A 25,856-nucleotide genomic window follows, 5' to 3' on the forward strand; every position below is an offset into this window, starting at 1 on the left:
CTATGCGGGATGCACAACGCATCACTTCTTGGCTTCGGCACGCCGCCGTGAGACCTCGTAGACGATGGCGATGAGCAGGGTGAGCGTCACAATCGCGATGGCAAGCGCGCTGATTTCAGGGGTCAGTCCGACCCGGATACGGCCGGCAAGCACGGTGGTCAGGGTCTTGTCGGCGAGGATGGTGAATGTGGTGGCGTTGAACTCCTCCACGGAGGAGAGCAGCGACAATACTGCCGATGAGATCAATGCCGGCCGAAGGAACGGCAATGTGATGTGCAGGAATATCTGAAGCGGGTTCGCTCCCAGGTCGAGTGCCGCCTCTTCCTGGCTTCGGTCGAATCTCTGCAGGCGGGCAAGAACGATCAGCATGCAAAGAGTCGAGATGAAAGTTATCTGGGCGGCAACGGTCAGGAATATGCCGTTGTAGAGCAACGGCAGGCCGGTCTGGCGCGTAACCCCCCGCCAGAACACGACGGTTGCGACGCCGGTGATGATGCCCGGCGTCAGCATCGGGGAAATCACGACGACATAGTAAATGGGACGAAACCGCGCCTTCAGCTGCTCCATGACCATCGCCCCCGCGGTGCCGATTGGAACCGTCAGCAGGGTGACCAAAACCGCGATGATGAGGCTGTTGCGAAGCCCATCCATCAGGTCGTGGCTGTAAGGCAGCTTTTCGAACCAGGCGAAGGTCAGTCCCTCGATCGGCCAAGCCTGCGGATAGGACGGCAGGTTGACGGCCGAGACGGCCATGACCGCGAGCGGCGCCAGCAACAACCCGAGAAACGCCCCGAGATAAATCCGGAATACAATACGGTGCGATCGTGCCGGCTTCATCGTGCGATCTGCCCAAGCTTAAGGCCGAGTATTCTAAGCGAGAGAAGGACGAAGACCGTGCAACTGACCAGGAGGATGACGGCATAGGCCGCGCCAAGCGGCCAGTTCAGCGCTTGGTAGAAGCGGTCATAGATGACGGGCGTGAACCAAAGCGTCCGCGGCCCGCCAAGAACGAGAGGGGCGGCGATCGAGCCCACGCAGGACATGAACGTCAAGGCGCAGCCCGATGCGATGCCTGGCTTGGCATATGGCATCACGATGAACATGTGGACGTGCCACCACGGCGCTCCCAGGTCCCGGGCCGCTTCGATCTGGCTTTTGTCAAGGCTTTCCAGCGCGTTGTAGAGCGTGAAAACCATCGTCAGAATGCAGGTGTAGCTAAGTCCCCAGTACAAGCCGACATTGTTGCCAATGAAGTCGACAGGCGTGCCGACAAGCCCTGTCGCGAGCAGCATTCTATTGACGATCCCTGCGTCGGAGAGCAGCAGGCGAACCGCGAAAACCCGCAGGACCTCGTTTATCCAGTAAGGAAGGATAAGCAGGATGATCAGGCGCCTGAGAGCGCGCGGCAAGGCCGACTGCGCCATATAAAAGGCAATCGGGTAACATAGGATGAAGTTAAGCGCGGTAACCGCCACGCTGGCTGTGATCGTCGCTGCGTAGGCGCCCAAGTGAAGCGTGTTCAGAGAACCCGTTGAGCTTACCGGACCGAATACAAAGTACCGGTAATTTTCCAGCGTAAACACATCTTCGGGCCCGCCGATCTTTTTGGGCGGCAGATTGGGATGAAACGACAAATCGATCATTGCGATTTGCGGAAAAACGATCGTCAGGAACACCCAGGCCGAAACGGCAATGACGAGATAGATGCTGACGGCAGGCCCGTTTCGCCGGAAGAATCCCGGCCCTGGGGACGCGTTCGGCTGTCGTCTGAAAAGCCCTCCAGCCAACAGTATCGCCGTGACCAGGAACGGCAGCAGCAGGCAGAGCGACAGGGCGAGCGAACTCCTCATGGATGGCTCCCCTCGATCGCCATGACGATCCCATCGGCTCTATTGCAACCCACTCTCAAGCGTTCGCCAAGCATCGGCGAGGCAGTCATGCTCGTGACCGACCTGGCGATGAGTTTCTCGCCGTCCGGCATGCGCAAGGTCACTTGGGAGGAGTTGCCCTCGTACAGGATTTCGACGATTTCGCCCGCGAAGCAGGTTTCGTGGGATGGCTGATAGGGCGTCAGAGCTTCCGGCCGAACGAAATAAGCGGCCGGTTGATCACAATGGAGATTGCCCGCGGCTCGGCCCGTGAAATCCCCCAGAGCGGTGGAGATGGTCGCTTCGGTACCGTCGAAGCGCTTTATCCGACCGCGGATGATGTTGTTCTCGCCGACGAATGAAGCGACGAAGGGGGTTTCGGGCGCGGAGTAGATCGAGCGCGGCGAACCGACCTGCTCTATCCTGCCGGCGTTCATGACGGCAACCCGGTCCGACATCGCTAGCGCCTCGGCCTGGTCATGGGTGATGTAGATGAATGTGATGCCGATCCGCCGCTGGATCGCCCTGAGCTCAGCCCGCATGTATTGACGAAGCTTCAGGTCAAGCGCCGAGAGAGGTTCGTCCAGCAGCAGAACCGACGGCTCGACGGCAAGAGCGCGCGCGATGGCAACCCTCTGCTTCTGCCCGCCGGATAGTTCCTGGATCTTCTTGGCGCCATGGCCAAGCAGCGAAACGATATCAAGCAAACGCGAGACCGTTACATCGCGATCGCGCCGCGGAACGCCCCGTACACGCAGTCCATAGCCGATATTCTCGGCGACCGTCATCAACGGAAAAAGCGCGAGATTTTGGAATATCAGAGCGGTCGGCCGCATGTTGGGCCCGGCCGCCCGCATGTCGATACCGCCGATCTTGACCTGACCCAAAGTGGGAGATTGGAAGCCTGATATTGTCCGCAGCAACGTCGTCTTGCCGCAGCCGGAAGGCCCGAGGAAGCTGAAGAACTCGCCGGACTCGATTTTGAGGTTTGTACGCTGCAGTGCCTGGAAGTCACCGTAGCGGACTTCGAGATCACTCAGCTCGACGACACCGCTCTTAGCGGTGGCGCCAATATTGTCGGGCATGGGAAAGTCCTCTGGCTGCTTCGGTTTTTCCGGCCATCCGCAGGACGTGGGCGACGGCTGCGGATGGCGGGGGGCTTGGCTCAGGCAGCTTTGAACTTTTCGGAGTATTCGTTGCGGATGGTGCCATACCAGCCCGGCTCTTCCGGCCGGCTCCAGAGCTTGGAAAGCGCGTCGCCGGGATAGGCCTCCGCGAAGTTCTTCTTGATCTCGGGCGGCAGGAAAGCATCCGTTCCATTCATCACGCCATTGTAGCCGGAGCCTTCCGCTATCATGGCCGAGACTTCCGGCGTGTAGAGGAATTTCAGGAACTCGTAGGCCTGGTCCACATTCTTGGAGGCAGCTACGAGGGAAAGCCCGTCAATCCAGGATTGAGCCCCTTCCTGGGGCGCCATGTAGCGGACCGGCTTGCCTTCCTTCTGCAGCGAGAGAGCGGGGCCATCCCATACCTGCCCGATTACGCATCCATTTTCCATGAAGCCCGACTTGACCATGTCGGAGGTTTCGAAGAACTGCCGGATCTGGGCTTTTTTCGCCGTTGCGAATGCCAGGATCTCGTCGAAGACCTTTCGCATCGTGGCTTCGTCCTTATAGGTGTCCAGCATACGGTTGGACGGCAATTTGCCAGAAGCGTCGAACCACAGGCCAATGCCCAGCAGCAACGTGTCGGGCTTGCCCTGAACCTTTCCGACATATTCGTCCCGCCACAACGTCCCGTAGCTCAAACTCTTGTAGTCAAGCGTGGTCAGATCGCTGCGCCAACCGATGGCCTCCGTGCCCCAACAATGTGGCAGGGAATAAAGGCCATCATCGAAATGCCAGGCCTTCATGCCGGCCATGACGGAGGGGAGGATATTGTCGACAGGAAGCTGGCTTACGTTGATGGGAGCCAGGACGCCCAGATCCCTGAATTGCGCCGCTCGATCGATGGTGGGCTGGCACAGATCGAACCCGTCGCCCTCAGTCGCCATGAGCTTGTTCATCTGCTCTTCGTTTGAGGAGAACGGGGTGATCTTGATTGCAATGCCAGTCTGCTTGGTGAAAAGCTTCGTCACCGCCTCAGGCAGTTCTTCCGCCCATCCCAGAATGTTGAGCTCGCCCGAGGACGCCCTCGCATTTCGGATGAAGTAAGGAGCGCCGAGCGCAGCGATACCTCCTCCCACGATCGATTTGACGAGCGTGCGTCGGTTCAGCCTCCCTCCTCCCTTTGAGTGTTTCCCGTGCGCAGCGCCAGCGTGAAGATGTTTGTGATCCATGGTTCCCTCTTATGGTTTTTGCTTGATTAGTTGTAAGCAAAAAGCGGATCGTCTTGCAACATTTTTTCGATAAATATCGAAAAATGTGAAACGCCACCTCCGATTTTGGCATAAATTTCAGCATTTGCCGCTTGATTAGGCAGAAAATTCTCGTCAAATATCGATAATGAGGCACGGCGCCATTTTTTGGCGGCCGCGGATCGGGAGGCTCCGCCTCGGATGGTCGCTTCGGTCGGGAATGTCGAGACCGGCTTCCTCGGCGCGCTGCGCGAGCATTACCGGGTGGTCGACCGCAACCTGCTGCTGACGCCCGCGGGCGAAGCGACGCCGGACTGGGCGAGGCAGAAGCAGATCGACCCGAAGATCAACGACTTCCGCCTCATCCAGTACGACATGATGTTCGGCAAGCGCCACTCGGCGCCCGACTTCTTCCTCGAGACGGTGGACAAGCTCGTCGCGCATACGAGCTGAGCGGCGGCGGTTGTTGGAGGCGGGATCGCCGCAACCGCGGTCACGGAACGCGCCTGGCGCTATTGCGCCGCTTCCGCGAGTTGTCGGCAATACTGTGCGAGCCGACGCGTATCCAAATTGGTCACGCCGAGCAGGAGTCCCTGAGAGAGGGGTGACCGGACATACCATTGAGAAAGAGGCGACGGAGCCAAGCCGAACGAGCGGGCGCGGCCGGCGATCTCCGCATCCGACATTGAGGCGGTTGTCGAGACAATGACCGCCAGGCCAGCAGTGGCTTCGACTTTCAGCGACTTCGACCCGACCTGTGCGAGACCGTCGAGCACGGCCTGCCGACGAGAGGCGTAGAGGCGCTTCATGCGCCGCAGATGCCGAATATAGTGCCCCTCGCGCAGGAACTCGGCCACCGCGCCTTGAAGCGCCAGGCCTGGAGCCGGAGCCAGGCAGGCGCACACGTCACCGAACCGGCCAGTCATTCCAACAGGCGCGACGACGAAGCCGAGGCGCAGAGCAGGGCTGATCGTCTTGCTGAAGCTGCCAACATGGAGAACCCGTCCGGCATGATCGAGCGATGCGAGCGCCGGAGCCGCCCGGCCGGTTAGTTGCAGCTCGCTCAGATAATCGTCCTCGATGATCCAGGCGTCGCTCCGCCGGGCCCAGGCGAGCAACGCAAGTCTGCGGCTCAGCGACATCGTCATCCCGAGCGGGGCATGTTGCCCTGGCGTGATGATTGCCAGTGCCGCGTCCTGGGCGCTCTGGATGGCGCAAGCGACATCCAGGCCTTCGGCGTCGACCGGGACGGCCGTCGCGGTGATTCCCGCCAGGTCGAGCGCCTTGCGTGTGATCGGGAAGCTCGGATCCTCGATCAAAGCCCGCGACCCCTCCACTTGCAGAGCCCGCACCGCCAGACCAAGCGCCCCGGAATAACCTCCCGTGACGAACACCTGGGCAGGACTGCAGCGAAGACCCCGGGCAATTCCGAGGTAGGCCGCGATCTCCTTTCGCAGTTGCGGATCACCCCGGGGATCGGGATAGCTGACCGGCGCGGCTGCCGCCCTCCGCGCCGCTCGCGCGACGACGCGCGACCACAGCTTGAACGGAAAGGCGTCCTGTGAGGGCACGCCCATCTGGAACGGCAAGGGTGGCGTTCCATAGGTTTGGAACAGCTCCGGCAGTGGCGCCAAGTCGGGCGACGACACGTGCGGCGACGAAAGCGAGCGGCGCCTGGCGACGCGAGTGCCCGCCGCGCCGGCGCCGACGGCGAACTGCTCGTCTATAAGGCGCTGATACGCGACGCGTACGGTGCCGCGCGAGACGCCGAGTTGTGCGGCCATGTCACGCCAAGAAGGAAGCTTTGCCCCCGGGTCCAACCGCCCCGTCTCTATGGCGTCCCGGAACACCCGATAGATCTGCGTCGCCAGCGGCGTCCTTGCGACACGGTCGAGATCGATGGGCAGGACGGTCATTGGGCAATGGTACCATCATTCGCGCCAATCTTGGTCCTGTTTCATGGCCGGAGCCGGACACATCTGCCGGCCATCGTCACGTAACCAAGGATCGAGGAGACAGTTTCATGAAAGCAATTGTCGTGGAGCACCAGGCCGCAGGGACTGCCGGGATGACGCTGGTGGACCGGCCCGAGCCGCTGGCAGCGATCAACGACGTCGTTGTCCAGGTTCACGCATCGGGCTTCGTCCCAACCGAACTCGAGTGGCCCTCGACCTGGGCCGACCGCCGCGATCGTGACCGGACCCCATCGATCCCTGGGCACGAACTGGCCGGGGTGGTCACCGCTCTCGGCTACGGCACGACGGGGCTGTCGTTGGGACAACGCGTGTTCGGCCTCGCCGACTGGCATCGCGACGGGACGCTGGCGGAGTATGTGGCTATGGAGGCACGCAACCTCGCGCCGCTGCCAGGCGATGTCGACTTCGCGGTGGGCGCGAGCCTGCCGATCTCGGGCCTGACCGCATGGCAGGGACTGTTTCAGCATGGTCGCCTTCAGGCGGGCCAGAGCGTCATCGCCCACGGCGCGGCCGGCGCAGTCGGGTCCATGGTGACGCAACTCGCACGCGAGGCCGGCGCCTATGTCATTGGCACCGGACGCGCCGCCGACCGTCAGAAGGCGATCGACTTCGGCGCAAATGCGTTTGTCGATCTCGAAAACGATACCCTGGAAGACGTCGGCCGCGTCGATCTGGTGTTCGATGTCATCGGCGGCGACATTCAGAAGCGCTCCACGGCGCTGATCCGACCCGGGGGCACGCTGGTGACCGCCGTCGGCCCGGCCGAGGCACGGCCCGTGGATGGCCTGGTAATCGATTTCGTGGTCGAGTCCGATCGCGCCCAGCTGAGTGAGATCGTGCAGCGGGTGCGGGATGGACGACTGCGGACGAACATCGGCAAAGTCGCGCGCCTCGACGAGGCGATCGCCGCCTTCAACTCGGGCGAGCGACGCGCCGGAAAAACGGTCATCCGCGTCCGTCCGTGAACCGGCTGGCAGGGCGCATCGCATAGATAGGCAACCTGCGGGGAGCTGGGTATTGGTGCACCGTACCGACTAATGCATGTCGCCCAAAGTGCGTAGCGGTTTTGGGGCAACGACATGCATAAAAACAACAACCTAAAGCGCGTCGCATGAGGGCATTCAGACGCGACGCGCTTAAGTCTTCCGCCCTCCTCTTCGCGCGGCCTCCGGTTTGATCCTGATGCGCAACGCTCCGCCCTCGGGACGGTCGATTTCGAACGCGTTCGTCTTGCGCACCAGATCGCTCAGCTTGCGAAAGCCGAAAGTGCGTGGATCGAAGTCGGAAGCCAGGTTGGCAAGTTGCGTTCCGACCGCACCGAGCGGAACCCAGCCATCCTCGCTTTCCATCTGCGCGATGGTTTTGCGGATGATGGGCACGGCCGCCGAAGGCGGCTGCAACGGCTTCATGGCCGATACTGCCTCAGGCTCATTCGCGGGCGCGGACGGCAGCAGGTTCTCGGTATAGACGAATCGCCGGCATGCCTGGCGGAAACTCTCAGGCGTCTTCTGCTCGCCGAAGCCGAACACGTCGATGCCCTGCTCGCGAATGCGGGCTGCGAGCCGGGTGAAATCGCTGTCTGAGGAAACCAAGCAGAAACCGTCGAACCGGCCGCTATGCAGCAGATCCATTGCATCGATGACGAGCGTGATGTCCGAAGCGTTCTTGCCTGTCGTGTAGGCGAACTGCTGCTGGGGTATGATTGCGTGCTTTGAAAGGACGTCGGCCCACGCTTTCGAGCGCGAGCTGGAAAAATCGCCATAGATGCGACGCACGCTGGCTTCGCCGATCTTGGCGATCTCCTCGAACAGCCCATCGGCGATCTTGGCGGAAGCGTTGTCGGCATCGATGAGAACGGCAAGGCGTGGCGAGCGCGGCTCGGACGGCATCATGGTCTTTTCCTTAGCGCTGTTCGTGCCACCTGAAGTTCTTGCTCTCAATGTCTATGATATCGCCGCAGTTGGCGCATTCCATCTGGATGTGCGTTCGAATCCAGCCGACGAGCGTCCTCGCCTGATGATGACAACGGGGGCATTCCACGTCGATTTCGAAGCTGTCGGTCTCGCGCTTCGTCATGGCAATGCCTTAGCTTTCATCGCCGGCTGGCTCCTGCGCTTCATTCCGCTCCGCGGATGAAGGTTTCTCCTTCGCAGCTTTCCCCGCAAGCTTGGCTTCTTTCTTGGCCGCCTTGGCCTTGTCTCTTTGACTGCGCTCGTATCGATAGTTCGGCTTCATCGCCATTCGAGCTCTCCGTATCTGGTGGTTCCATCAGGCCGAATGCTGGCTGAGCATCGCAAGTGAGCCAGCGAGCACGGCTCAAACCGCGCAGTCGCCCGCCAAGCTCAGTAAATCTCAACCGTGCGGTCGGAGCCGATCCCCGCCCCCTCAAGCGCGATGAGGAATGCGGCACTCGCGTCATCGGCAGCGCCATCTTCGGCGCAGCGTTTCATCGCGTCGGTCCAAGCCAGGCTGTCGTTTCCTGGCCAATGGTCAAACAGGAAATCCGAAGCCTGTGCGACGGACTCAATCAGCGTGAAGCCGATCGGGCCGGCGACATAGACAACCACGGGAACCCGGAACTTTTTACCAGCCATCGCGCACCCTACGCCCGATTGCATCGAAAGACGAGCGCGGGTCTATTGTTGGCCCGCTTTGACTACACCCGGATGCCGCTACCTGAAATCGGCGGCGGTTAAAGTGTAGGAGTCTCGGCGGTTGCGGGCATAAACCTTGCCTGCCACTTGCTGTATGGAGGTTCGCAAGCCATCGAATGCAGAAAGATAGGCCGTCTCCACGCTGGCCTTCGCCCCCAGGACAATGCCGTTTCTCGCCAGAGCCTCGGCCTCGATGAAGAAACGGATTTGAAACATGCCGTCATGACCGATGAAGTAGACGCCATTGCGCTCCTGATCGAAGCTTCGGCTGGGGTTCGGGAACGCGAGCGTCATGACTGGTCTGCCGGCTTCTCAAGCGCAGCGAAGAACCGCGCGGCGATCCTCTCCGTACGGCGCTCGCTGCTGCAAAAGTTCAGGGACAGCATATTTTTCGTCGCTTCCGAACGGCTGAGCCCGACCAGGGAGGCGCCGTTCACATGCGCTGGAATGCCCGTGAAGACATGATAGACAGTCCAGGAGCGATCGGCTTCGACGCGGCGGCCATATTGATGGTCCCCAAAGTCGCATGCCCGGGCACCGCCTGCATTTTCCTCGCGAAGATGAGGCCAGGCGCCGCGAGCGGCATCCTTGCGAGGGTCACCGACGTTCAAGATGGCGCCCCTTCGTCTGTGCCCGCCTGCGCGGCGATGATGCCGGAATAGATCATCGCGCCGTCTGCGTCGGCGATGGCGACGGCATCCGGCCATTGGGGCATGTTCAGCGTCCTTGCCAGAAGCCCCGCGATCTCGATCGCCGCGTCGAGGTCGGCCGCATCCACGGTCTCGCGGCCGACGACGGCGTGCGCGTCGTCGGCAATGCGCGTGCGATAGAATTCGATCACAACCTTCATAGGAGTCCGCCTCGCGCAAACATCCTGGCGTCAGCCCTTGCTCTTGCTTTGGGTGTGGGTGCCGCCAGCACCTTTGATTTGGCCGAACACACTCTCAGGCTTCACCGGAACCTTTTCCTGCTTCGGCTTCCTGATCTCTCTGTTCGAGCGCTTCTGTCCCTTGGCCATGTCCGAATGTCCTTTCGATGAGCATTATGCCGCCGTCCGACACCGCGTCGACCGGTTCCAGCCTGTCTTCCGTCACCACCCGCTCATGCGGTTCGGCGTCGCTGCGGATGCGGTATTGCGGCGAGTTTCCCCTCGGCGGGAGGGTACGGGTGACACGGTAGATTTCGCCGGTCGTGGGGCCAGTTCCTGGACTGCTCTTCAGCCGGACCGCCTGCCCGATGTCAAAAAGACGTACCGGGGCTCCGTGCTGGATGGGACGTGCGTTGCGTTGCATGAGCGTGATCATGGTTGTCTCCGGTCCTTATCGAGCGCGGCCTCGAGCAAGGCAGGTTCGATCTGCACCATTTGCTGCGTAGGCCCCTTCACGGAGATCGCCGGCAAGTGGATGAACGTGGCCACACGGCGCCATGCGATTCGCGAAGCCCCTTCGAGAGATTCCTCGTCGAGATCGACGCGGTACTCCCCGGCCGGCTGCGGCGCGTCGAAGCCCGGCAGCATAAACGGCGCATTGAAGCGAACGACGGTCGGCGTGGTGCGACTGGTCACTTACCGCTTTCCGCGGAAACGCGCTCATGCGCCTTCCACTTCAGTTTCAACCGAACCGGCGAAACAATGTGGGGCGCCGCCAGTACATCCGTGGTCGGCGCCGGAATCATTTTTTCAGGGTTCGAACGAAGCGAGATGCCGCGCCGGGAGCGTCGCCAATGCATTCACTGTCGAAAATTCGGAGGCGGATGGCGAGGCTTCACTATCACGAAAACCACCCACCGAGTTTTATATATATGCACCCCAATTGCGCTACGGACAAGGCGGTGTTGGCGTTTTATTTTTGCTGGTTAATAGAAACTCGGGCGCAGAGGTCGAAAATCCTGCGCGAATTCTCGCTGTCAAACGACATTTTTTTGAATCTCGCAAATATTCGCGGCAGATAATTTTGCGCCTCTGACGAATAATTTCAATTTTGCTATCTATCACGAGGCAAGCGCTCTATAGAAGGATATGCTCAGCCGTTCCGCCACGAGAAAGAAGCTGCCCTTAAAGCTCAGCCACCTGGCAGCCGCGCCACCGGCGAAGCCTGGCATCTTAAGCAGATCCAGGGTCTCCTCCGAACGCGAACCGCCTAGCGCTTTCGGCAAGCTCGGCACCAAGGCGCCGCTCGCTGTCGCGGCGGGGCGGGCTAATGCGAATGGGGCGGTGGGACGCGCATGGGTGCGGCGCTCTCTTCATATGGTCCGCTCGCCTTAAAGGTGTGTGTCGCGCTCTGGATTGTCGCTGTGCTGGCCTCGGTTTTTGTCAGCATAAAAGGCTGAACAAGGTCGACATTCGTCGGCGAACGCGGAAGGACGCGAGCATGGCAAATCGCTACGCGCTTCGAATGAACGAGCCGAACAGCTGGACCGTTTTCGATATCTTCACCGGTCAACCTGCTGAGTTTGAGAAGATGATGATGATCGGCATCAAGACGCGCCGGGCGGAAAAGATCGTTAGCGAACTAAACGCACAGGATGCCCGGAGGCGGGAGGAGTCGGACCGGACTTCCTGATCGCGGCAAGGCCGATACTGCGATTCAGCGCTCCTGACCCTGCCATGCGCGGCATGTTCTGGGTGGCTTCGGTCCCGGCATCCATTTTGCCTGAAAGGAGAATACCGATGAGAACCATGAAGACACCGGATGCCCCACCCGTCGTGGTCGCAGCAGCGATCAAGTCGTCCAAGATTATGTCGGCTCGGCTGACGATCAGAACAGACGAAGCGGCAAGGCGCAAGGTCGCTGACACCGACGGCACTCTGAGGCGGGCGCGTGAACTCGCGCAACGCAATCGCCTGATCTGAAGCTGACCGTCACATCCGGCTGGCGCTTGAGGATGGCTAAAGCTCGAAACGATGCATCTAGCATCGGCTGGCGCTGGTGCTTTGCGAAGCTGCGACACATTTGGGGCTCGCCCGGCAGGTTGCCGCCCCTTGCCTTCCCGCGAAATTGCTGTATAGACGCGCCCAATCTGCCGGTCCTTGCTGGGGGCTGAACGGAGGGCCGTGGTCATAAAGGACCGCGACACGAAGCCAGAAGCGCTTCCAGCCTCCCGTGTCTCCGCTCTCGACCGTCTCGTGATGCTCCTTTCTTCCCCGTTCCGTCGGGTCAGACAAGTTGCAGAGGCTTAGCCGCGAGGGCCGGACAGAGAAACGAAGAAAGGCAGAAAGACATAATGGCTCTTTACGAACATGTGTTTCTTGCCCGGCAGGACCTGTCGCAGCAGCAGGTTGACGCGCTTGTCGAACAGTACAAGGGCGTCATCACCGCGAATGGCGGCTCGGTCGGCCGGATCGAGAACTGGGGACTGAAGTCCCTCACCTACCGGGTCAAGAAGAACCGGAAGGCTTACTACACGCTGATGGACATCACCTGCCCGCCGGCCGCGCTCAACGAGATGGAGCGCCAGATGGGCCTCTCGGAAGACGTCCTTCGCTTCCTCACCGTCAAGGTCGAGGCGCATGAGGAAGGCGCTTCGGCGATGATGCAGAAGCGCGAAGAGCGCTCCGAGCGCGGCAGCTTCGGCGACCGCGAGCGTGGCGATCGTGGCCCGCGTTCCTTCGGCGACCGCGACCGCGGCGACCGTGGTCCGCGTTCGTTCGGCGACCGCGAAGGCGGCGACCGTGGCCCGCGCCGTCCGCGCGAAGGCTTTGAAGGGGGTGCAGAATAATGGTCGACATCAACCAGATCCCGACCCGGCGTCCGTTCCATCGCCGCCGCAAGACCTGCCCGTTCTCCGGCGCCAACGCCCCGAAGATCGACTACAAGGACGTGCGTCTGCTGCAGCGCTACATTTCCGAGCGCGGCAAGATCGTGCCCTCGCGCATCACCGCCGTTAGCCAGAAGAAGCAGCGCGAGCTCGCCAAGGCGATCAAGCGCGCCCGCTTCCTCGGCCTGCTGCCCTACGTGGTTCGCTGATTTCTCGAGCGGGCGGCTTGCCGCCCGCTCTTTTCACCGGCGCGACGGGCGCGTCGGGGTTGACCGTCAAATCCCGAGTTGGGGCCAATTGCCTCTAACTGCCAAGACAGGCAGGACAGCGACAAAAGCGGCAACGCCGCGCCAAGCTTCCTGACCTGTTCCAATTCATTCAACGTCGATCGAACGATCGACGCCCAGACGAAGGAACGAAACCATGGAAGTCATTCTCCTCGAGCGCATTTCCCGCCTCGGCCAGATGGGCGAGACCGTGAAGGTCAAGGACGGGTTCGCCCGCAATTTCCTTTTGCCGCAGGGCAAGGCGCTGCGCGCCAACGAAGCCAACAAGAAGAAGTTCGAGGGCCAGCGCGCCCAGCTCGAAGCCCGCAACCTGGAGCGCAAGTCTGAAGCCTCCAAGATCGCCGAGACGCTCGACGGCAAGAGCTTCATCGTGGTGCGCTCGGCCGGCGAGACCGGCCAGCTCTACGGCTCGGTGTCGACCCGCGACATCGCCGAGCTGCTCACCGCCGAAGGCTTCACCGTCAGCCGCAACCAGATCGAGCTCAACCAGCCGATCAAGACCATCGGCCTCTCCAATGTGGCGATCGCGCTGCATCCGGAAGTCGAGGTCACCGTGACGCTCAACGTCGCCCGTTCGGCCGACGAGGCGGAGCGCCAGGCCAAGGGCGAGACGCTGACCACCGCCGAAGCCATCTATGGCGAGGACATCAACGACAACGCCCGGCCGGAGAATTTCTTCGACCCGAACGCCGAGTTCGAGGGCGGCGAAGAGAACGCCTGATCACTGCCTTTCCGAAGCATCGCTTCGGCTCGCAGACGTCCAGTATTTCTGGACCAACGCCCGGGTCTCCGACCCGGGCTTTTTTGTGCCAAAAGGAACTTTTCGACACCCCATATCTTGTGCACATTACAGCGTAGCGCGTCGATTGGACGCGGGCGATGCGCTGTGGCATCTTCGCTGTGGCATTCCAGTCTGATTACCGGGTGATCCGACTGAGGGGACATTTGGTCATGAACATCCTGTTGAAACACGTTCTCGAGCGCCTGGTGCGGGCCGGCGACCTCAAGGTGACCGGACCGAAGGGCACGACGCACAAGTTCGGCGACGGCAGCGGCGAGCCGGTGCATATTCATATCAAGACGTCGCATGCCGAGCGCGCCATCACCTTCGACCCGATGCTGGCGGTGCCCGAAGCCTATATGGACGGCGAGTTGGATGTGCTGGAGGGCGGCGTTCTGGGACTGATGCGCATCGCGTTCCAGAACATGGGCTCTAGCGGCATCGACGTGTCCTGGTCGAAGGCGATCGAGGGCCTGCGCCACGCTTTCCGCCGGCTGCAGCAGATCAACACCGCCGCGCGCTCGCGCCGCAATGTGCAGCGCCACTACGACCTGTCGGGCGAGCTCTACAAGCTCTTCCTCGACGAGGACATGCAGTATTCCTGCGCCTATTTCGAACAGCCCGACATGACGCTGGACGAAGCGCAGCTGGCCAAGAAGCGCCACATCGCTGCGAAGATGCGGCTCAAGGCGGGCCAAACCGTGCTCGACATCGGCTCCGGCTGGGGCGGGCTCGGCCTCTATCTCGCCAAGGCCTTCGACGTCGACGTGCAGGGCGTGACGCTCTCGACCGAACAGCATGGCGTCGCCACCGACCGCGCGCATGCGCAGGGGCTGCAGGACCGCGTGCATTTCGAGCTCAAGGACTATCGCCACATCAACGAGCGCTTCGACCGCATCGTCTCGGTCGGCATGTTCGAGCATGTCGGCGTCAACCACTACCGCACCTTCTTCGACAAGGCCGCGACGCTTCTGAAGCCGGACGGCGTTATGCTGCTCCACACGATCGGCCGTTCCGGCGTGCCGTGGGCGACCAGCGCCTTCGTCCGCAAATACATCTTCCCGGGCGGCTACATCCCGGCGATGTCGGAGGTGATGCCGGCGATCGAGAAGTCGGGCCTCGTGGTGACGGACATCGAGATCCTGCGGCTGCACTACGCCGACACGCTGAAGCACTGGGGCGCCCGCTTCGCCGCCAACCGCGACAAGGCCAAGGCGATCTATGACGAGCGATTCTGCCGGATGTGGGAGTTCTATCTCGCTGCCTCGGAAGCCGCCTTCCGCTGGCAGGACCTGGTGATCTTCCAGTTCCAGATCGCCAAGAAGAACGACACGCTGCCGGTGACCCGTGACTACATCGCCAAGTGCGAGAAAGCTCTGGAGCTGCGCGACCACGACCATCCGGAGCCGGAAGCGCCCGCCGCCCAGCCGGCCAAACCGACGCGCAGGCGCAAGGCGGTGGAATAGACGCCCATTGCCGCTTGCCATTGCGGGCTGACGCTATGAAAAAGGTCTCGTTCGCGAGACCTTTTTCATGACCTATCTCATCTATATCGCAGCATCCCTTGCCGAGATCGGCGGCTGCTTCTCGTTCTGGGCGTGGTGGCGGCTGGACAAGTCGGCGCTCTGGCTTCTCCCCGGCCTCGTCTCGCTGGCGTTGTTCGCCTTCCTGCTGTCGCTGGTCGACACGAACGCGGCAGGCCGCGCCTATGCCGCCTATGGCGGCATCTACATCGCGGTTTCGCTCGGCTGGCTGCGGCTGGTCGAAGGCGTGCGTCCCGACCGCTGGGACCTGGCGGGGGCCGCGCTCTGTATCGTCGGCGCCTCCGTCATCCTGCTTGCGCCGCGCGGGGCTTGAGGGATGGAACTCCCCGCCCCGCTCCGCCAAGGCGTCGACAGCCTGCTCGAGAAGGTGCCGCTGCCGGCGCTGAAGCAGGCGGCAAGGACGCTGTCCGAACGCTACCGCGCCGAGCTGCGCGACGGCCGCCTGCATATGGGCGAGGACATGGCGGTCAAGGCCTATCTGGCGACGCGGCTGCCAGCCACCTATGCCGCCGTGCGCGCCAGCCTCGAGGCGCTGGCCAATGCGCGGCCGGATTTCCAGCCGAGGACCTTGGTCGACATCGGCGCCGGGCCTGGCACGATGCTTTGGGCCACGGCAGACGCCTGGCCGGAGCTGGAACAGGCGGTACTGGTCGAGGCAAGCGCCGCGGTACGCAAGGTCGGGCAGTCGCTCGCAGCCGGCACGATCGCCGCCCGCACCGAATGGGTCGCCGGCGACGCCACCATCGATCTCGACAACCTTCAGCCCGCCGATCTCGTCAGCATCGCCTATGTGCTCGACGAAGTCGCGCCGGCTTCGCTGCCGAAGCTCGTCGGGCGGCTCTGGCAGCTGACCGCCGACACGCTACTCATCGTCGAGCCCGGCACGCCCGCCGGCTGGCAGCGCATGCTTGCCGCACGGCAGCAACTGATTGAAGCCGGCGCGCATCTCCTGGCGCCCTGCCCGCACGCGGCGCCCTGCCCGCTCGCCCCGCCGGACTGGTGCCATTTCGCACGCCGCGTCGCCCGCTCGCGCCTGCATCGCCTGGTCAAGGAAGCGGACGTGCCCTGGGAGGACGAGAAGTTCATCTATCTCGCCGCGTCCCGGCAACCGGCGCCGGCGCGCTTGCCACGGGTGATCGCGCCGCCGAAAGGCGGCTCGGGCAAGGTGGTGCTGAAGCTATGCCGGCCGGACGGCAGCGCGGGGGAGCGCCTGTTCAGCAAGCGCGACGGTGATGTCTTCAAGGCGGCGCGGCGGGCGGACTGGGGCGACACACTGACGTAGGTATTTTCCTGTTTTGTTCTCATATGAGAAACGCTATCGTTGCCCCTTCCGATTCGAGTCAATGACGATTCTTTCCACCAAAAAATTTTGGCTGTGAATCGCGAGCATCAAGACCGGTTGGATCCTCACTGTTGCAGATAAGTCAGCACCGATTTTTCCAATTCTGATATCGAAAGGCCGGGATCGAAATCGGGGATATCATGGCAGAGGCGGCACTGAAATTCGGCGCGGCGGAAACGCCGCTTTATCGCGAGGCACCGAACAACATCGAGGCCGAGCAGGCGCTGCTCGGCGCCATCCTCGTCAACAACGACGCCTTCTACCGGGTTTCGGATTTCCTCAAGCCGGCGCATTTCTATGAGCCGCTGCACCGCCGCATCTTCGAAGTGGCGTCCGAACTGATCCGCATGGGCAAGATCGCGACGCCGATCACGCTCAAGACCTTCCTGCCGGCCGACGAGAAGGTCGGCGACATGACGGTGGCGCAATATGTCGTGCGGCTGGCCGTCGAGGCAGTCACCGTCGTCAACGCCACAGACTATGGCCGCGCCATCTACGACCTCGCGACGCGCCGCGCGCTGATCACCGTCGGCGAGGACATGGTCAACATCGCCTATGACGCGCCGGTCGACATGTCGCCGTCCGAGCAGATCGAGGACGCCGAGCGGCGGCTGTTCGAGCTCGCCGAAACCGGCCGCTATGACGGCGGCTTCGAAAGCTTCAACGACGCGGTCAAGACCGCCGTCGACATGGCCAACGCCGCCTATATGCGCGACGGCCACCTGTCCGGCATTTCGACCGGCCTGCGCGACCTCGACCGCCGCATGGGCGGCCTGCAGCCCTCCGACCTGATCGTGCTCGCCGGACGCCCGGGCATGGGCAAGACCTCCTTGGCCACCAACATCGCCTTCAACATCGCCGAGGCTTATGTCCCGGCGCAGCAGGCCGACGGCACATTCAAGGCCGCCAATGGCGGCGTCGTCGGCTTCTTCTCGCTGGAAATGTCGTCGGAGCAGCTCGCCACCCGCATCATCTCCGAGCAGACCGAGATTTCGTCGTCGAAGATCCGCCGCGGCGAGATCACCGAGATGGATTTCGAAAAACTCGTCGCCTGCTCGCAGACGATGCAGAAGATCCCGCTCTTCATCGACCAGACCGGCGGCATCTCGATCGCCCAGCTCTCCGCCCGGGCGCGCCGCCTGAAGCGCCAGCGCGGCCTCGACCTCATCGTCATCGACTATATCCAGCTGATGCAGGGATCGAGCGCGCGGGCCTCGCAGAACCGCGTGCAGGAAATCACCGAGATCACCACGGGCCTCAAGGCTTTAGCCAAGGAACTCGGCGTGCCGATCATCGCGCTGTCGCAGCTGTCGCGCCAGGTCGAAAGCCGCGACGACAAGCGCCCGCAGCTCTCCGACCTTCGCGAATCCGGCTCGATCGAGCAGGACGCCGACGTGGTGCTGTTCGTCTATCGCGAGGAGTACTACCTCAAGAACCGCGAGCCGAAGCTCGGCACCGAGGAATACGTCAAGTGGGAAAACGAGATGAACGAAGCGCGCGGCAAGGCCGAGTGCATCGTCGCCAAGCAGCGCCACGGACCGACCGGCACCGTCAGCCTCGCCTTCCACGGCGAATTCACGCGGTTTTCCGATCTGGCGGAAGAGCATCATCTGCCGGAGAGGTTTGAGTGATCTCTTGAGAAAGGCCTCGTTCCTTCACACCCCCCTCTGTCCTGCCGGACATCTCCCCCGCAAGGGGGGAGATTGGATGTCGCGTTGGCTTTCGCCAATCGTAGACGTTGCAAGATGGGTGCCGTCGCCAAAGCTGCTGATCTCCCCCCTTGCGGGGGAGATGGCCGGCAGGCCAGAGGGGGGTGCTGTCCCGCCGACCTCCGGCAATTGGCGACCGGCACAGCCCTGATGGCCAAATCGCGCGTTCAGTTCATCTGCCAGAATTGCGGCTCGGTGCATCAGCGCTGGGCCGGCAAATGCGATGCCTGCGGCGAGTGGAACACGCTGGTCGAGGAAGGCACCGCTGGCGGCATCGGCTCCGGACCGGCCAACACCCGCAACGCCCGCAAAGGCCGCGCCGTGGTGCTGACCAGCCTCGCCGGCGACATCGAGGACGCGCCACGCATCGTTTCGGGAATCGGCGAGCTCGACCGCGCCACCGGCGGCGGCTTCGTGCGCGGTTCGGCGCTGCTGGTCGGCGGCGACCCGGGCATCGGCAAGTCGACGCTCTTGACGCAGGCGGCGGCGGCACTCGCCTCCAAGGGCCATCGCATCGTCTATGTCTCGGGCGAGGAGGCAGTGGCGCAGATCAGGCTGCGGGCGCAGCGCCTCGGCGTCGCCTCGACGCCGGTCGAGCTCGCCGCCGAGACCAATGTCGAGGACATCCTGGCGACCATCGCCGACGGCAAGCGGCCGGACCTCGTCATCCTCGATTCGATCCAGACGCTGTGGACCGACCTCGCCGATTCGGCGCCGGGCACCGTCACCCAGGTGCGCGCTGCCGCCCAGGCGATGATCCGCTACGCGAAATCCACGGGTGCTGCGATCGTGCTCGTCGGCCATGTCACCAAGGAGGGCCAGATCGCCGGCCCTCGCGTCGTCGAGCACATGGTCGACGGAGTGCTCTATTTCGAGGGCGAAGGCAACCATCACTTCCGCATCCTGCGCACGGTGAAGAACCGTTTCGGGCCGACCGACGAGATCGGCGTGTTCGAGATGTCGGATAAGGGTCTGCGCGAGGTCTCCAATCCGTCCGAGCTTTTTCTCGGCGAACGCCACGCGAAATCGCCGGGCGCCGCGGTTTTCGCCGGCATGGAAGGCACGCGGCCGGTGCTGGTCGAGATCCAGGCGCTGGTCGCGCCCTCCTCGCTCGGCACGCCGCGCCGCGCCGTGGTCGGCTGGGACGGCGCGCGGCTGTCGATGGTGCTCGCGGTGCTCGAGGCGCATTGCGGCGTGCGCTTCGGCCAGCACGATGTCTATCTTAACGTCGCCGGCGGCTACCGGATCTCGGAGCCGGCGGCCGATCTGGCGGTCGCCGCCGCGCTGGTTTCGTCGCTCACCGGTCTTGCCCTTCCCGCCGATTGCGTCTATTTCGGCGAAATCAGCCTATCGGGCGCCGTCAGGCCGGTTGCGCATGCGCAGCAGCGCCTCAAGGAAGCCGAAAAGCTGGGCTTTGGAAGCGCGGTGCTGCCGCTCGGCAGCGAGGAAGTTGCCGGGGGGATCGGGGCCGGCGCGTTCCAGCCCACCGAGCTTGCCGACCTTGTGGCGCGCATAGCAGGCTCACGGCGCGGCCGTGCCGACGTCGAGGAGTGATGCGGCTCGTCTGGCCGCAAGACAGGAAGTGGGGCGAGAACCATGCCGATTACGCTGCTTGACGGAATCCTCGTTGGCTTCACCCTGGTCTCAGCCATGCTCGCCATGGTGCGCGGCTTCTCCCGCGAAGTGCTGTCGGTGGTCTCCTGGGCGGCGGCGGCAGCAGCGGCGTTCTTCTTCTACAAGCCGGTCCTGCCCTATGTGCAGCCCTATATCGAGAACGACAAGATCGCTATGGCGGCTTCCGCGGGCATCGTCTTCGTCATCGCACTGATCGTCGTCTCCGTCATCACGATGAAGCTTGCCGACTGGATCATCGATTCGCGCATCGGCGCGCTCGACCGCACGCTCGGCTTCCTCTACGGCGCGGCGCGCGGCATCCTGGTGGTCGCGGTGGCGCTCCTGTTCTTCAACTGGCTGGCCGGCGCCAAGGCGCCCCCCTGGATCGCCAACGCCAAGTCGCGGCCGTTGCTCGAGACGATCGGCGCCAAGCTCGAAAGCGTGCTGCCGGAAAATACCGAGGAACTGGTCAACAAATACACGCATAAGGGCACGCCGCAGGCCGGCGCGCCGGCAACGGGCGATCAGCCCGCGGCGGAGCCGCCGGCAGCTGGCGATGACAACGCGACGGCGCCCGACGATAGCGAGGGCGAGGCCCCGGCCGACAACGAGCCGGCCACGCCTGCGCCCGCTCCGGCGCCAGCGCCAGCACCTGCGCCGGCAAACTGATTTGGCAGGCTCTCGCGGCCTGCCCTCACGCTATTTGTTATTGCCTGAAGGCATGCGTTGCGTTCGGCGAGCGATGGCCCTATATGGCAGCTTTAGCGGAGCTTGAGCACCAGATGGCAGACTCAACGGCAGATGCAGGCAAAGTCCTTTCCGCCGAGGCCGACGATCATTTCCACGACGAATGCGGCGTGTTCGGCATCTTCGGCCGGCAGGACGCGGCGGCCATCGTCACACTCGGCCTGCATGCCCTGCAGCATCGCGGCCAGGAAGCGGCCGGCATCGTCTCCTATGACGGCACCCAGTTCCATGTCGAACGCCATGTCGGCCTGATCGGCGACACCTTCACCAAGCAGCGCGTCATCGACAGCTTGCAGGGCAATCGCGCCATCGGCCATACGCGCTACGCCACGACCGGCGGCGCCGGCCTGCGCAACATCCAGCCCTTCTTCGCCGAGCTTGCAGAGGGCGGTCTTGCCGTCGCCCACAACGGCAACCTCACCAACGCGCTCACCGTGCAGCGCGCGTTGCAGAAGCAGGGCTCGATCTTCTCCTCGACGTCAGACACCGAAACGCTGCTGCATCTGGTCGCGACCAGCAAGGAACGCGATCTGAATTCGCGCTTCATCGATGCGGTACGCCAGGTGGAGGGCGCCTTCTCGCTGGTGGCGATGACGGCCAAGAAGATGATCGGCTGCCGCGACCCGCTTGGAATCCGGCCGCTGGTGCTGGGCGACCTCGACGGCGCCTGGATCCTCGCTTCGGAGACCTGCGCGCTCGACATCATCGGCGCCCGCTTCGTGCGCGACATCAAGCCCGGCGAGATGGTGGTCATCACCTCCAAGGGGATCGAGAGCATCTTCCCGTTCGAGCCGCAGAAGACGCGTTTCTGCATCTTCGAATATGTCTATTTCGCGCGGCCGGATTCCTCGGTCGAGGGCCGCAACGTCTACGAGGTGCGCAAGCGCATCGGCGCGGAGCTGGCACAGGAAAACCCGGTCGAGGCCGACATTGTCGTGCCGGTGCCGGATTCCGGCACGCCGGCCGCGATCGGCTTCTCACAAGCCGCCGGCATCCCCTTCGAGCTCGGCATCATCCGCAACCACTATGTCGGACGCACCTTCATCCAGCCCGGCGATTCGATCCGCCACATGGGTGTGAAGCTCAAGCACAACGCCAACCGCCGCATGATCGAGGGCAAGCGCGTGGTGCTGGTCGACGATTCGATCGTGCGCGGCACCACCAGCCAGAAGATCGTGCAGATGGTGCGCGACGCCGGCGCGAGGGAAGTGCATATGCGCATCGCCTCGCCGCCGACCAGCGCGTCCTGCTTCTACGGCGTCGACACGCCCGAGAAGTCGAAGCTGCTTGCATCGCGCATGTCGGTCGAGGAGATGGCCGAGTTCATCCGCGTCGACTCGCTCGGCTTCCTGTCGATCGACGGGCTCTACCGCGCCGTCGGCGAAGCGCGCCGCGACAACGACCAGCCGCAATTCTGCGATGCCTGCTTCACCGGACAGTACCCCACCCGGCTGCTCGACTTCGAAGGCCACGACAATGTGCGCACGCTGTCGCTGCTGGCGTCGAGCGGATCGTAAGCCGGTCTATCTTACGGAAGCTTTCACATGACCCTCGACCTTTCCGGCCGCGTGGCGGTCGTTACCGGCGCCTCGCGCGGCATCGGCTATTTCATCGCCAGGGAACTGGCTGCGGCCGGCGCGCATGTGATCGCGGTGGCGCGCACCGTCGGCGGGCTGGAAGAGCTGGACGACCAGATCAAGGCCGATGGGCGCGGCCAGGCGACGCTGGTGCCGCTCGACCTGACCGACATGCCGGGTATCGATCGTCTCGGCGGCGCGATCCATGAACGCTGGGGCAAGCTCGACATCCTGGTGGCGAACGCCAGCGTGCTCGGCGTGATCTCGCCGATCGGCCATGTCGAGGCCAAGACCTTCGAGAAGGTGATGACCGTCAACGTCACCTCGACCTGGCGACTGATCCGTTCGGTCGATCCGCTTCTGCGGCTCTCTGAAGCCGGCCGAGCCATCATCATGACCTCCAACGCGGCGCATTCGGCGCGCGCCTTCTGGGCCCCCTATGCGGCGTCCAAGGCGGCGGTCGAAACGATGATGCGATCCTGGGCGCATGAGACCGAGAGCCTGCCGCTGAGGGTTAACGCCGCAGACCCGGGCGCCACCCGCACGGCGATGCGCGCGCAGGCCATGCCCGGCGAGGACCCGGAGACGCTGCCGCATCCCTCCGAGATCGCCAGGCGCATCGTGCCGCTGGCCAGCCCGGAACTGAAGGAGACGGGCCTGATCTTCCGGGCCAAGCACAACCGCTTCGTCGCCTACCGGCAGCCGGAATAATTCGAGTTCAAAAGCGCGTCGCGGCCGACCGGGCCGCCTGGCGAAAGCCCTCTTCACGGGTCTGTGAACAGGGCGGTGAAAGCGTGTGCCGCCGCCCCGCTTTCGCCACTCCAAGGGAGTTGCTAGGATCGGCCCGACTCCGACATTCAAGCAAAGCGAGGAATTCCCATGGCTGCTACTCCCAGCGTGGCATTGGTCTGGTATCTGGTGATCGCCGGCCCGCAAGGCGGCATGGTGGTGCTGCCCAGCACCTTCGACACCCGCGAACAATGCACAAACGCCATCACCGAATATCAGAAGCAGCCGACGCCGCAGGGCTGGGCCGTGCAATGCGTGCCGAGCGCCTCGCCGTTCACCGATGAAGGGGACGCGGAGACGCCGTCGGCGCAGTAGCGGAGCACTCCCCCTCACCCAGCCTCCGCTTCGCTCGGCTGACCTCTCCCCGCTGGGGAGAGGAGGCTGTCAGCGCCGACGCAAACCTCGTCTCCCCACCGGAGAGAAGGTGGCCGCGTAGCGGCCGGATGAGGGGGCGTCGCGCTTCAGCGCCCCGCGCTCACGCTCAGCGCCGGCTTGTTGTTGATCGTCTGGAACACCACGCAGTAGCGCTCGGTGAGCTTCAAGAGCGAATCGATGCGCTCCTGGGACTCGTCGGTGTCGAGGTCGAATTTCAGCCTTATCTCGCGAAAGCCGACCGGCGCATCCCGGGCGACGCCGAGCGTGCCGCGAAAATCGAGGTCGCCCTCGGCTTCGACGGTGGCGTTGCCGAGCTTAAACTCCAGCGCGGTGGCCACCGCCTTCAGCGTCACGCCCGCGCAAGCGACCAGCGCCTCCAGCAGCATATCGCCCGAACATAGTTCCAAGCCCGAGCCGCCGGTGGCGGGATGAAGCCCGGCAATGGCGAGCGCCCTGCCCGTCTCCACCTTGCAGGCGATCGACTGGTCGTCGAGCGTTCCGCGCGCTCTCAGCGTGATCAGCGCTCGTGCCGCATCATCGCGATAAGCTTCCTTGAGCGGAGCCTGCATGGCCTTGAGTGCGGTGGCGTCCATTGGGTTGTCCTTCCGATACGTCTTTTGTGGTTGATAGCACACAATTCAGCTTGGGTTCCTCGCCCCATGAAATGGGGGAGAGGTGGCTCGGCGAAGCCGAGACGAAGGGGGGAGCGCCCTACGAAGGCCCCTCTCCGTCCGCTTCGCGGACACCCCTCCCCCGCCTTCGGCGGAGGCGAGGAACCCAAGCCTTGAGATACCCCCTTTGACTTCCCTCGCCCCGGCCATACCTTTGCGATGTCATTCCGCGTGGAGCCTTCATGCGATCCAAGCTCATCTCTTTCGCTTTCCTGATGCTCGCCGCCTTCGCTCAGCCGGGCTTCGCCGCCGAAACACCCGAACGCCCTGCCCCGACCGGCGGTGTGTTGTCGCTGTTGCCGGCGCCGCAGGTGACCGAGCATTCGATCACGCTCGGCGGGCGCAAGCTGAACTACCAGGCCAAGGCCGGGACGCTCTCGCTCCTGTCCGGCAAGGGCGAGGTCACGGCCGAGATCTTCTACGTCGCCTACACACAGCAGTCGCCCGCCCCGGCGAAGGATCGGCCGATCACCTTCGTCTTCAACGGCGGGCCGGGCGCGGCGTCCGCCTACCTGCATCTCGGCGCGATCGGGCCGCGCATCGTCGAGACTGCCGCCGACGGCGAGTTCCGGCGGCCGCCGCAAAGGCTCATCGACAATCCCGACAGCTGGCTCGACATGAGCGACCTCGTCTTCGTCGATCCGGTCGGCACCGGCTACAGCCGCGAGGCACCGGGGCACGAGGGCAAGGAGTTCTGGAGCGTCGATGCCGACGCAAGCTCGGTCGGCGCTTTCATCCGCCTCTACCTGGCGCAGAACAGCCGCACCGGATCGCCGCTGTTCCTCGCCGGCGAAAGCTATGGCGGCTTTCGCGCCGCACTGCTTGCCCGCACGCTGCAGGAGGATGTGGGCCTGAGCCCCAGCGGCATCGTGCTGATCTCGCCGGCGCTGGAATTCATGCTGGTGCGGCCCGATCAGTTCGATCAGTTGCACTGGGCGCTGGAGCTGCCGTCGTTGGCGGCGACGCGGCTGAAGAGCGACGGCTTGAGCGGCGACGCGCTGCGCGACAGGCTGGCCGAGGTCGAGCATTATGCGCTCGGCGATTACCTGACGGCGTTGAACAGCGGACTGGAACAAGGCGGCAAGCTGGCAAGCGGACGCGTGGCCGAAATCACCGGCCTGCCGCTCGAGCTCGTCCAGCGCAACTTCGCCCGCATCCCCATCGGGCTTTTCTCCAAGGAATTCCAGCGCGCCACGGGCAAGGTGCTCAGCCCCTACGACGCTACCATCGGCACCGCGGACATCGCCCCGCAAAGCGCGCATGACGCCGGCCCCGACCCGGTGCTCGACCGCAGCGTTCCGGTGCTGACCTCCGCCTTCGTCGCCTATGCCCGCGACGAGCTCAACTACCGCACCGATGTCAGCTACCGGCTGCTCAATGGCGAGGTCACCCGCAACTGGGACTACGGCACCTCGGGCCAGGGCTATGCCGGCGTGATGAACGACCTGCAGCGGGCGCGCTCGCTCAACCCGGCGCTCGGCGTCGTCATCGTCAACGGCTACACCGACCTCGTCACGCCCTATCTCGCCTCGCGCTATCTGGTGAACCAGCTTCCTTCGCTGTCCGACGCCAAGCCGATCCGGCTCGATGTCGTCGAAGGCGGCCACATGATGTATCTGCGGCCGGACGGCCGGCGCGCGCTTAAGGACGCAGCATCGGAGCTCTATCAGGCGACGCAGTAGTCCCGATCGGGGTCCGGCGAACAACCTGCGCCAACGCAAGCGCCCTGCTGGAGCAGCGCCGTGTGAGCTTTCGCCCGTATAGCTGGAGCAACGGTCCCGACTGGGGCGGAACCGCCCACGCAACACGC

30 protein-coding genes and 1 pseudogene are annotated in these 25,856 nt (G+C 63.6%); 18 read left to right on the forward strand and 13 right to left on the reverse strand.

The features are described 5' to 3' along the window. Positions 1 to 21: 21 nt before the first annotated feature. The 4 genes from DPM35_RS01840 to DPM35_RS01855 form a co-directional block, all read right to left on the reverse strand. A complete protein-coding gene (locus DPM35_RS01840) occupies positions 22 to 837 on the reverse strand; it encodes an ABC transporter permease (protein WP_112125626.1) in 816 nt (271 codons plus the stop codon). Then, the gene (locus tag DPM35_RS01845) at positions 834 to 1,850 is read right to left on the reverse strand and encodes an ABC transporter permease (protein WP_112125627.1); all 1,017 of its coding nucleotides are present in this window, start codon (positions 1,848 to 1,850) and stop codon (positions 834 to 836) included. Before DPM35_RS01845 ends, DPM35_RS01840 begins: the two co-directional genes overlap by 4 nt. Then, positions 1,847 to 2,953: an ABC transporter ATP-binding protein gene (locus DPM35_RS01850; RefSeq protein WP_112125628.1), complete on the reverse strand. Its 1,107-nt coding sequence runs from the start codon at positions 2,951 to 2,953 to the stop codon at positions 1,847 to 1,849. Before DPM35_RS01850 ends, DPM35_RS01845 begins: the two co-directional genes overlap by 4 nt. An 80-nt stretch (positions 2,954 to 3,033) precedes the next feature. After that, complete coding sequence (locus DPM35_RS01855; protein ID WP_112125629.1) at positions 3,034 to 4,206, reverse strand: extracellular solute-binding protein; 1,173 nt, start codon at positions 4,204 to 4,206, stop codon at positions 3,034 to 3,036. Positions 4,207 to 4,452: 246 nt separating this feature from the next. Between DPM35_RS01855 and DPM35_RS01860 the strand changes: the two are divergent. Beyond that, positions 4,453 to 4,677: pseudogene (locus DPM35_RS01860) on the forward strand (hypothetical protein); the annotation flags it as partial. Positions 4,678 to 4,736: 59 nt separating this feature from the next. Here the strand turns inward: DPM35_RS01860 and pdxR are convergent. After that, on the reverse strand, positions 4,737 to 6,140 hold the full coding sequence (pdxR, locus tag DPM35_RS01865) for a MocR-like pyridoxine biosynthesis transcription factor PdxR (protein WP_112125630.1): 1,404 nt from the start codon (positions 6,138 to 6,140) through the stop codon (positions 4,737 to 4,739). Between the two features lie 107 nt (positions 6,141 to 6,247). On the opposite strand from pdxR, the gene DPM35_RS01870 reads away from it, so the two are divergent. Continuing rightward, positions 6,248 to 7,165, forward strand: a complete 918-nt coding sequence (locus DPM35_RS01870) for an NADP-dependent oxidoreductase (protein WP_112125631.1) — start codon at positions 6,248 to 6,250, stop codon at positions 7,163 to 7,165. 171 nt (positions 7,166 to 7,336) lie between these two features. Here DPM35_RS01870 and DPM35_RS01875 read toward each other — a convergent pair whose 3' ends face one another. Continuing rightward, a complete protein-coding gene (locus DPM35_RS01875; RefSeq protein ID WP_245431436.1) occupies positions 7,337 to 8,050 on the reverse strand; it encodes an NYN domain-containing protein in 714 nt (237 codons plus the stop codon). Between DPM35_RS01875 and DPM35_RS32345 the strand changes: the two genes are divergently transcribed. Further along, entirely contained in the window at positions 7,965 to 8,336 is a 372-nt protein-coding gene (locus DPM35_RS32345; RefSeq protein WP_245431443.1) for a hypothetical protein, read from the forward strand. The two genes, DPM35_RS01875 and DPM35_RS32345, sit on opposite strands and share 86 nt — an antisense overlap. 206 nt (positions 8,337 to 8,542) lie before the next feature. Here DPM35_RS32345 and DPM35_RS01880 read toward each other — a convergent pair whose 3' ends face one another. The 6 genes from DPM35_RS01880 to DPM35_RS01905 all read right to left on the reverse strand — a co-directional run bounded on the left by DPM35_RS01880 (position 8,543) and on the right by DPM35_RS01905 (position 10,418). Next, on the reverse strand, positions 8,543 to 8,794 hold the full coding sequence (locus DPM35_RS01880; RefSeq protein ID WP_112125632.1) for a DUF982 domain-containing protein: 252 nt from the start codon (positions 8,792 to 8,794) through the stop codon (positions 8,543 to 8,545). Between the two features lie 78 nt (positions 8,795 to 8,872). Next, positions 8,873 to 9,148, reverse strand: a complete 276-nt coding sequence (locus DPM35_RS01885; RefSeq protein WP_112125633.1) for a DUF1488 family protein — start codon at positions 9,146 to 9,148, stop codon at positions 8,873 to 8,875. After that, on the reverse strand, positions 9,145 to 9,465 hold the full coding sequence (locus DPM35_RS01890) for a hypothetical protein (protein ID WP_112125634.1): 321 nt from the start codon (positions 9,463 to 9,465) through the stop codon (positions 9,145 to 9,147). The genes DPM35_RS01885 and DPM35_RS01890 overlap by 4 nt, the downstream gene beginning before the upstream one ends. Then, positions 9,462 to 9,704 carry a hypothetical protein gene (locus tag DPM35_RS01895; RefSeq protein WP_112125635.1) on the reverse strand — a complete coding sequence of 81 codons (243 nt, stop codon included), beginning with the start codon at positions 9,702 to 9,704 and terminating at the stop codon, positions 9,462 to 9,464. Before DPM35_RS01895 ends, DPM35_RS01890 begins: the two co-directional genes overlap by 4 nt. A 94-nt stretch (positions 9,705 to 9,798) precedes the next feature. Then, positions 9,799 to 10,158 carry a hypothetical protein gene (locus DPM35_RS01900; RefSeq protein WP_112125636.1) on the reverse strand — a complete coding sequence of 120 codons (360 nt, stop codon included), beginning with the start codon at positions 10,156 to 10,158 and terminating at the stop codon, positions 9,799 to 9,801. Further along, positions 10,155 to 10,418 (reverse strand): hypothetical protein, encoded by a 264-nt coding sequence (locus DPM35_RS01905; RefSeq protein ID WP_112125637.1) that lies wholly within the window; start codon positions 10,416 to 10,418, stop codon positions 10,155 to 10,157. The genes DPM35_RS01900 and DPM35_RS01905 overlap by 4 nt, the downstream gene beginning before the upstream one ends. Before the next feature lie 805 nt (positions 10,419 to 11,223). Between DPM35_RS01905 and DPM35_RS01910 the strand changes: the two genes are divergently transcribed. The 14 genes from DPM35_RS01910 (at position 11,224) to DPM35_RS01980 (ending at position 23,315) form a co-directional block, all read left to right on the forward strand. Further along, a complete protein-coding gene (locus tag DPM35_RS01910) occupies positions 11,224 to 11,415 on the forward strand; it encodes a hypothetical protein (RefSeq protein WP_112125638.1) in 192 nt (63 codons plus the stop codon). Positions 11,416 to 11,522: 107 nt separating this feature from the next. Next, positions 11,523 to 11,705: a hypothetical protein gene (locus DPM35_RS01915; RefSeq protein WP_112126201.1), complete on the forward strand. Its 183-nt coding sequence runs from the start codon at positions 11,523 to 11,525 to the stop codon at positions 11,703 to 11,705. Between the two features lie 371 nt (positions 11,706 to 12,076). Further along, on the forward strand, positions 12,077 to 12,571 hold the full coding sequence (gene rpsF, locus DPM35_RS01920) for a 30S ribosomal protein S6 (RefSeq protein WP_112125639.1): 495 nt from the start codon (positions 12,077 to 12,079) through the stop codon (positions 12,569 to 12,571). After that, positions 12,571 to 12,819 carry a 30S ribosomal protein S18 gene (gene rpsR, locus DPM35_RS01925; RefSeq protein WP_006203718.1) on the forward strand — a complete coding sequence of 83 codons (249 nt, stop codon included), beginning with the start codon at positions 12,571 to 12,573 and terminating at the stop codon, positions 12,817 to 12,819. The genes rpsF and rpsR overlap by 1 nt, the downstream gene beginning before the upstream one ends. A 214-nt stretch (positions 12,820 to 13,033) precedes the next feature. Then, positions 13,034 to 13,618, forward strand: a complete 585-nt coding sequence (gene rplI, locus DPM35_RS01930; RefSeq protein ID WP_112125640.1) for a 50S ribosomal protein L9 — start codon at positions 13,034 to 13,036, stop codon at positions 13,616 to 13,618. 230 nt (positions 13,619 to 13,848) lie between these two features. Further along, a complete protein-coding gene (locus tag DPM35_RS01935) occupies positions 13,849 to 15,144 on the forward strand; it encodes a cyclopropane fatty acid synthase (protein WP_112125641.1) in 1,296 nt (431 codons plus the stop codon). Between the two features lie 67 nt (positions 15,145 to 15,211). Then, positions 15,212 to 15,535 (forward strand): YnfA family protein, encoded by a 324-nt coding sequence (locus DPM35_RS01940; protein WP_112125642.1) that lies wholly within the window; start codon positions 15,212 to 15,214, stop codon positions 15,533 to 15,535. A gap of 3 nt (positions 15,536 to 15,538) precedes the next feature. After that, on the forward strand, positions 15,539 to 16,504 hold the full coding sequence (locus DPM35_RS01945) for a small ribosomal subunit Rsm22 family protein (RefSeq protein WP_112125643.1): 966 nt from the start codon (positions 15,539 to 15,541) through the stop codon (positions 16,502 to 16,504). A 200-nt stretch (positions 16,505 to 16,704) separates the two neighbouring features. Then, a complete protein-coding gene (locus tag DPM35_RS01950) occupies positions 16,705 to 18,195 on the forward strand; it encodes a replicative DNA helicase (RefSeq protein ID WP_041010739.1) in 1,491 nt (496 codons plus the stop codon). 228 nt (positions 18,196 to 18,423) lie between these two features. Beyond that, complete coding sequence (radA, locus tag DPM35_RS01960) at positions 18,424 to 19,827, forward strand: DNA repair protein RadA (RefSeq protein WP_095816085.1); 1,404 nt, start codon at positions 18,424 to 18,426, stop codon at positions 19,825 to 19,827. A 42-nt stretch (positions 19,828 to 19,869) separates the two neighbouring features. Further along, positions 19,870 to 20,556 carry a CvpA family protein gene (locus DPM35_RS01965; RefSeq protein ID WP_112125644.1) on the forward strand — a complete coding sequence of 229 codons (687 nt, stop codon included), beginning with the start codon at positions 19,870 to 19,872 and terminating at the stop codon, positions 20,554 to 20,556. Between the two features lie 113 nt (positions 20,557 to 20,669). After that, a complete protein-coding gene (gene purF, locus DPM35_RS01970; protein ID WP_112125645.1) occupies positions 20,670 to 22,151 on the forward strand; it encodes an amidophosphoribosyltransferase in 1,482 nt (493 codons plus the stop codon). A gap of 27 nt (positions 22,152 to 22,178) precedes the next feature. Continuing rightward, the gene (locus DPM35_RS01975) at positions 22,179 to 22,922 is read left to right on the forward strand and encodes an SDR family NAD(P)-dependent oxidoreductase (RefSeq protein WP_112125646.1); all 744 of its coding nucleotides are present in this window, start codon (positions 22,179 to 22,181) and stop codon (positions 22,920 to 22,922) included. Between the two features lie 168 nt (positions 22,923 to 23,090). After that, positions 23,091 to 23,315 carry a hypothetical protein gene (locus DPM35_RS01980; protein ID WP_041008353.1) on the forward strand — a complete coding sequence of 75 codons (225 nt, stop codon included), beginning with the start codon at positions 23,091 to 23,093 and terminating at the stop codon, positions 23,313 to 23,315. A gap of 146 nt (positions 23,316 to 23,461) precedes the next feature. On the opposite strand, the gene DPM35_RS01985 is transcribed toward DPM35_RS01980, so the two are convergent. Further along, positions 23,462 to 23,968 carry an OsmC family protein gene (locus DPM35_RS01985; RefSeq protein WP_112125647.1) on the reverse strand — a complete coding sequence of 169 codons (507 nt, stop codon included), beginning with the start codon at positions 23,966 to 23,968 and terminating at the stop codon, positions 23,462 to 23,464. A 260-nt stretch (positions 23,969 to 24,228) separates the two neighbouring features. On the opposite strand from DPM35_RS01985, the gene DPM35_RS01990 reads away from it, so the two are divergent. Further along, the gene (locus tag DPM35_RS01990) at positions 24,229 to 25,728 is read left to right on the forward strand and encodes a S10 family peptidase (protein ID WP_112125648.1); all 1,500 of its coding nucleotides are present in this window, start codon (positions 24,229 to 24,231) and stop codon (positions 25,726 to 25,728) included. Positions 25,729 to 25,856 lie beyond the last annotated feature (128 nt).

Origin of the sequence: Mesorhizobium atlanticum (assembly GCF_003289965.1) — a bacterium.
In the GTDB taxonomy this organism is placed as follows: Bacteria; Pseudomonadota; Alphaproteobacteria; order Rhizobiales; family Rhizobiaceae; genus Mesorhizobium; species Mesorhizobium atlanticum.

Bases quoted from the DNA above. Each gene is read 5' to 3' on its own strand.
- DPM35_RS01840 (WP_112125626.1), bottom strand. From the start codon at position 837: ATGAAGCCGGCACGATCGCACCGTATTGTATTCCGGATTTATCTCGGG.
- DPM35_RS01845 (WP_112125627.1), bottom strand. From the start codon at position 1,850: ATGAGGAGTTCGCTCGCCCTGTCGCTCTGCCTGCTGCTGCCGTTCCTG.
- DPM35_RS01850 (WP_112125628.1), bottom strand. From the start codon at position 2,953: ATGCCCGACAATATTGGCGCCACCGCTAAGAGCGGTGTCGTCGAGCTG.
- DPM35_RS01855 (WP_112125629.1), bottom strand. From the start codon at position 4,206: ATGGATCACAAACATCTTCACGCTGGCGCTGCGCACGGGAAACACTCA.
- pdxR (WP_112125630.1), bottom strand. From the start codon at position 6,140: ATGACCGTCCTGCCCATCGATCTCGACCGTGTCGCAAGGACGCCGCTG.
- DPM35_RS01870 (WP_112125631.1), top strand. From the start codon at position 6,248: ATGAAAGCAATTGTCGTGGAGCACCAGGCCGCAGGGACTGCCGGGATG.
- DPM35_RS32345 (WP_245431443.1), top strand. From the start codon at position 7,965: ATGCGACGCACGCTGGCTTCGCCGATCTTGGCGATCTCCTCGAACAGC.
- DPM35_RS01880 (WP_112125632.1), bottom strand. From the start codon at position 8,794: ATGGCTGGTAAAAAGTTCCGGGTTCCCGTGGTTGTCTATGTCGCCGGC.
- DPM35_RS01885 (WP_112125633.1), bottom strand. From the start codon at position 9,148: ATGACGCTCGCGTTCCCGAACCCCAGCCGAAGCTTCGATCAGGAGCGC.
- DPM35_RS01895 (WP_112125635.1), bottom strand. From the start codon at position 9,704: ATGAAGGTTGTGATCGAATTCTATCGCACGCGCATTGCCGACGACGCG.
- DPM35_RS01900 (WP_112125636.1), bottom strand. From the start codon at position 10,158: ATGATCACGCTCATGCAACGCAACGCACGTCCCATCCAGCACGGAGCC.
- DPM35_RS01910 (WP_112125638.1), top strand. From the start codon at position 11,224: ATGGCAAATCGCTACGCGCTTCGAATGAACGAGCCGAACAGCTGGACC.
- DPM35_RS01915 (WP_112126201.1), top strand. From the start codon at position 11,523: ATGAGAACCATGAAGACACCGGATGCCCCACCCGTCGTGGTCGCAGCA.
- rpsF (WP_112125639.1), top strand. From the start codon at position 12,077: ATGGCTCTTTACGAACATGTGTTTCTTGCCCGGCAGGACCTGTCGCAG.
- rpsR (WP_006203718.1), top strand. From the start codon at position 12,571: ATGGTCGACATCAACCAGATCCCGACCCGGCGTCCGTTCCATCGCCGC.
- rplI (WP_112125640.1), top strand. From the start codon at position 13,034: ATGGAAGTCATTCTCCTCGAGCGCATTTCCCGCCTCGGCCAGATGGGC.
- DPM35_RS01935 (WP_112125641.1), top strand. From the start codon at position 13,849: ATGAACATCCTGTTGAAACACGTTCTCGAGCGCCTGGTGCGGGCCGGC.
- DPM35_RS01940 (WP_112125642.1), top strand. From the start codon at position 15,212: ATGACCTATCTCATCTATATCGCAGCATCCCTTGCCGAGATCGGCGGC.
- DPM35_RS01945 (WP_112125643.1), top strand. From the start codon at position 15,539: ATGGAACTCCCCGCCCCGCTCCGCCAAGGCGTCGACAGCCTGCTCGAG.
- DPM35_RS01950 (WP_041010739.1), top strand. From the start codon at position 16,705: ATGGCAGAGGCGGCACTGAAATTCGGCGCGGCGGAAACGCCGCTTTAT.
- radA (WP_095816085.1), top strand. From the start codon at position 18,424: ATGGCCAAATCGCGCGTTCAGTTCATCTGCCAGAATTGCGGCTCGGTG.
- DPM35_RS01965 (WP_112125644.1), top strand. From the start codon at position 19,870: ATGCCGATTACGCTGCTTGACGGAATCCTCGTTGGCTTCACCCTGGTC.
- purF (WP_112125645.1), top strand. From the start codon at position 20,670: ATGGCAGACTCAACGGCAGATGCAGGCAAAGTCCTTTCCGCCGAGGCC.
- DPM35_RS01975 (WP_112125646.1), top strand. From the start codon at position 22,179: ATGACCCTCGACCTTTCCGGCCGCGTGGCGGTCGTTACCGGCGCCTCG.
- DPM35_RS01980 (WP_041008353.1), top strand. From the start codon at position 23,091: ATGGCTGCTACTCCCAGCGTGGCATTGGTCTGGTATCTGGTGATCGCC.
- DPM35_RS01985 (WP_112125647.1), bottom strand. From the start codon at position 23,968: ATGGACGCCACCGCACTCAAGGCCATGCAGGCTCCGCTCAAGGAAGCT.
- DPM35_RS01990 (WP_112125648.1), top strand. From the start codon at position 24,229: ATGCGATCCAAGCTCATCTCTTTCGCTTTCCTGATGCTCGCCGCCTTC.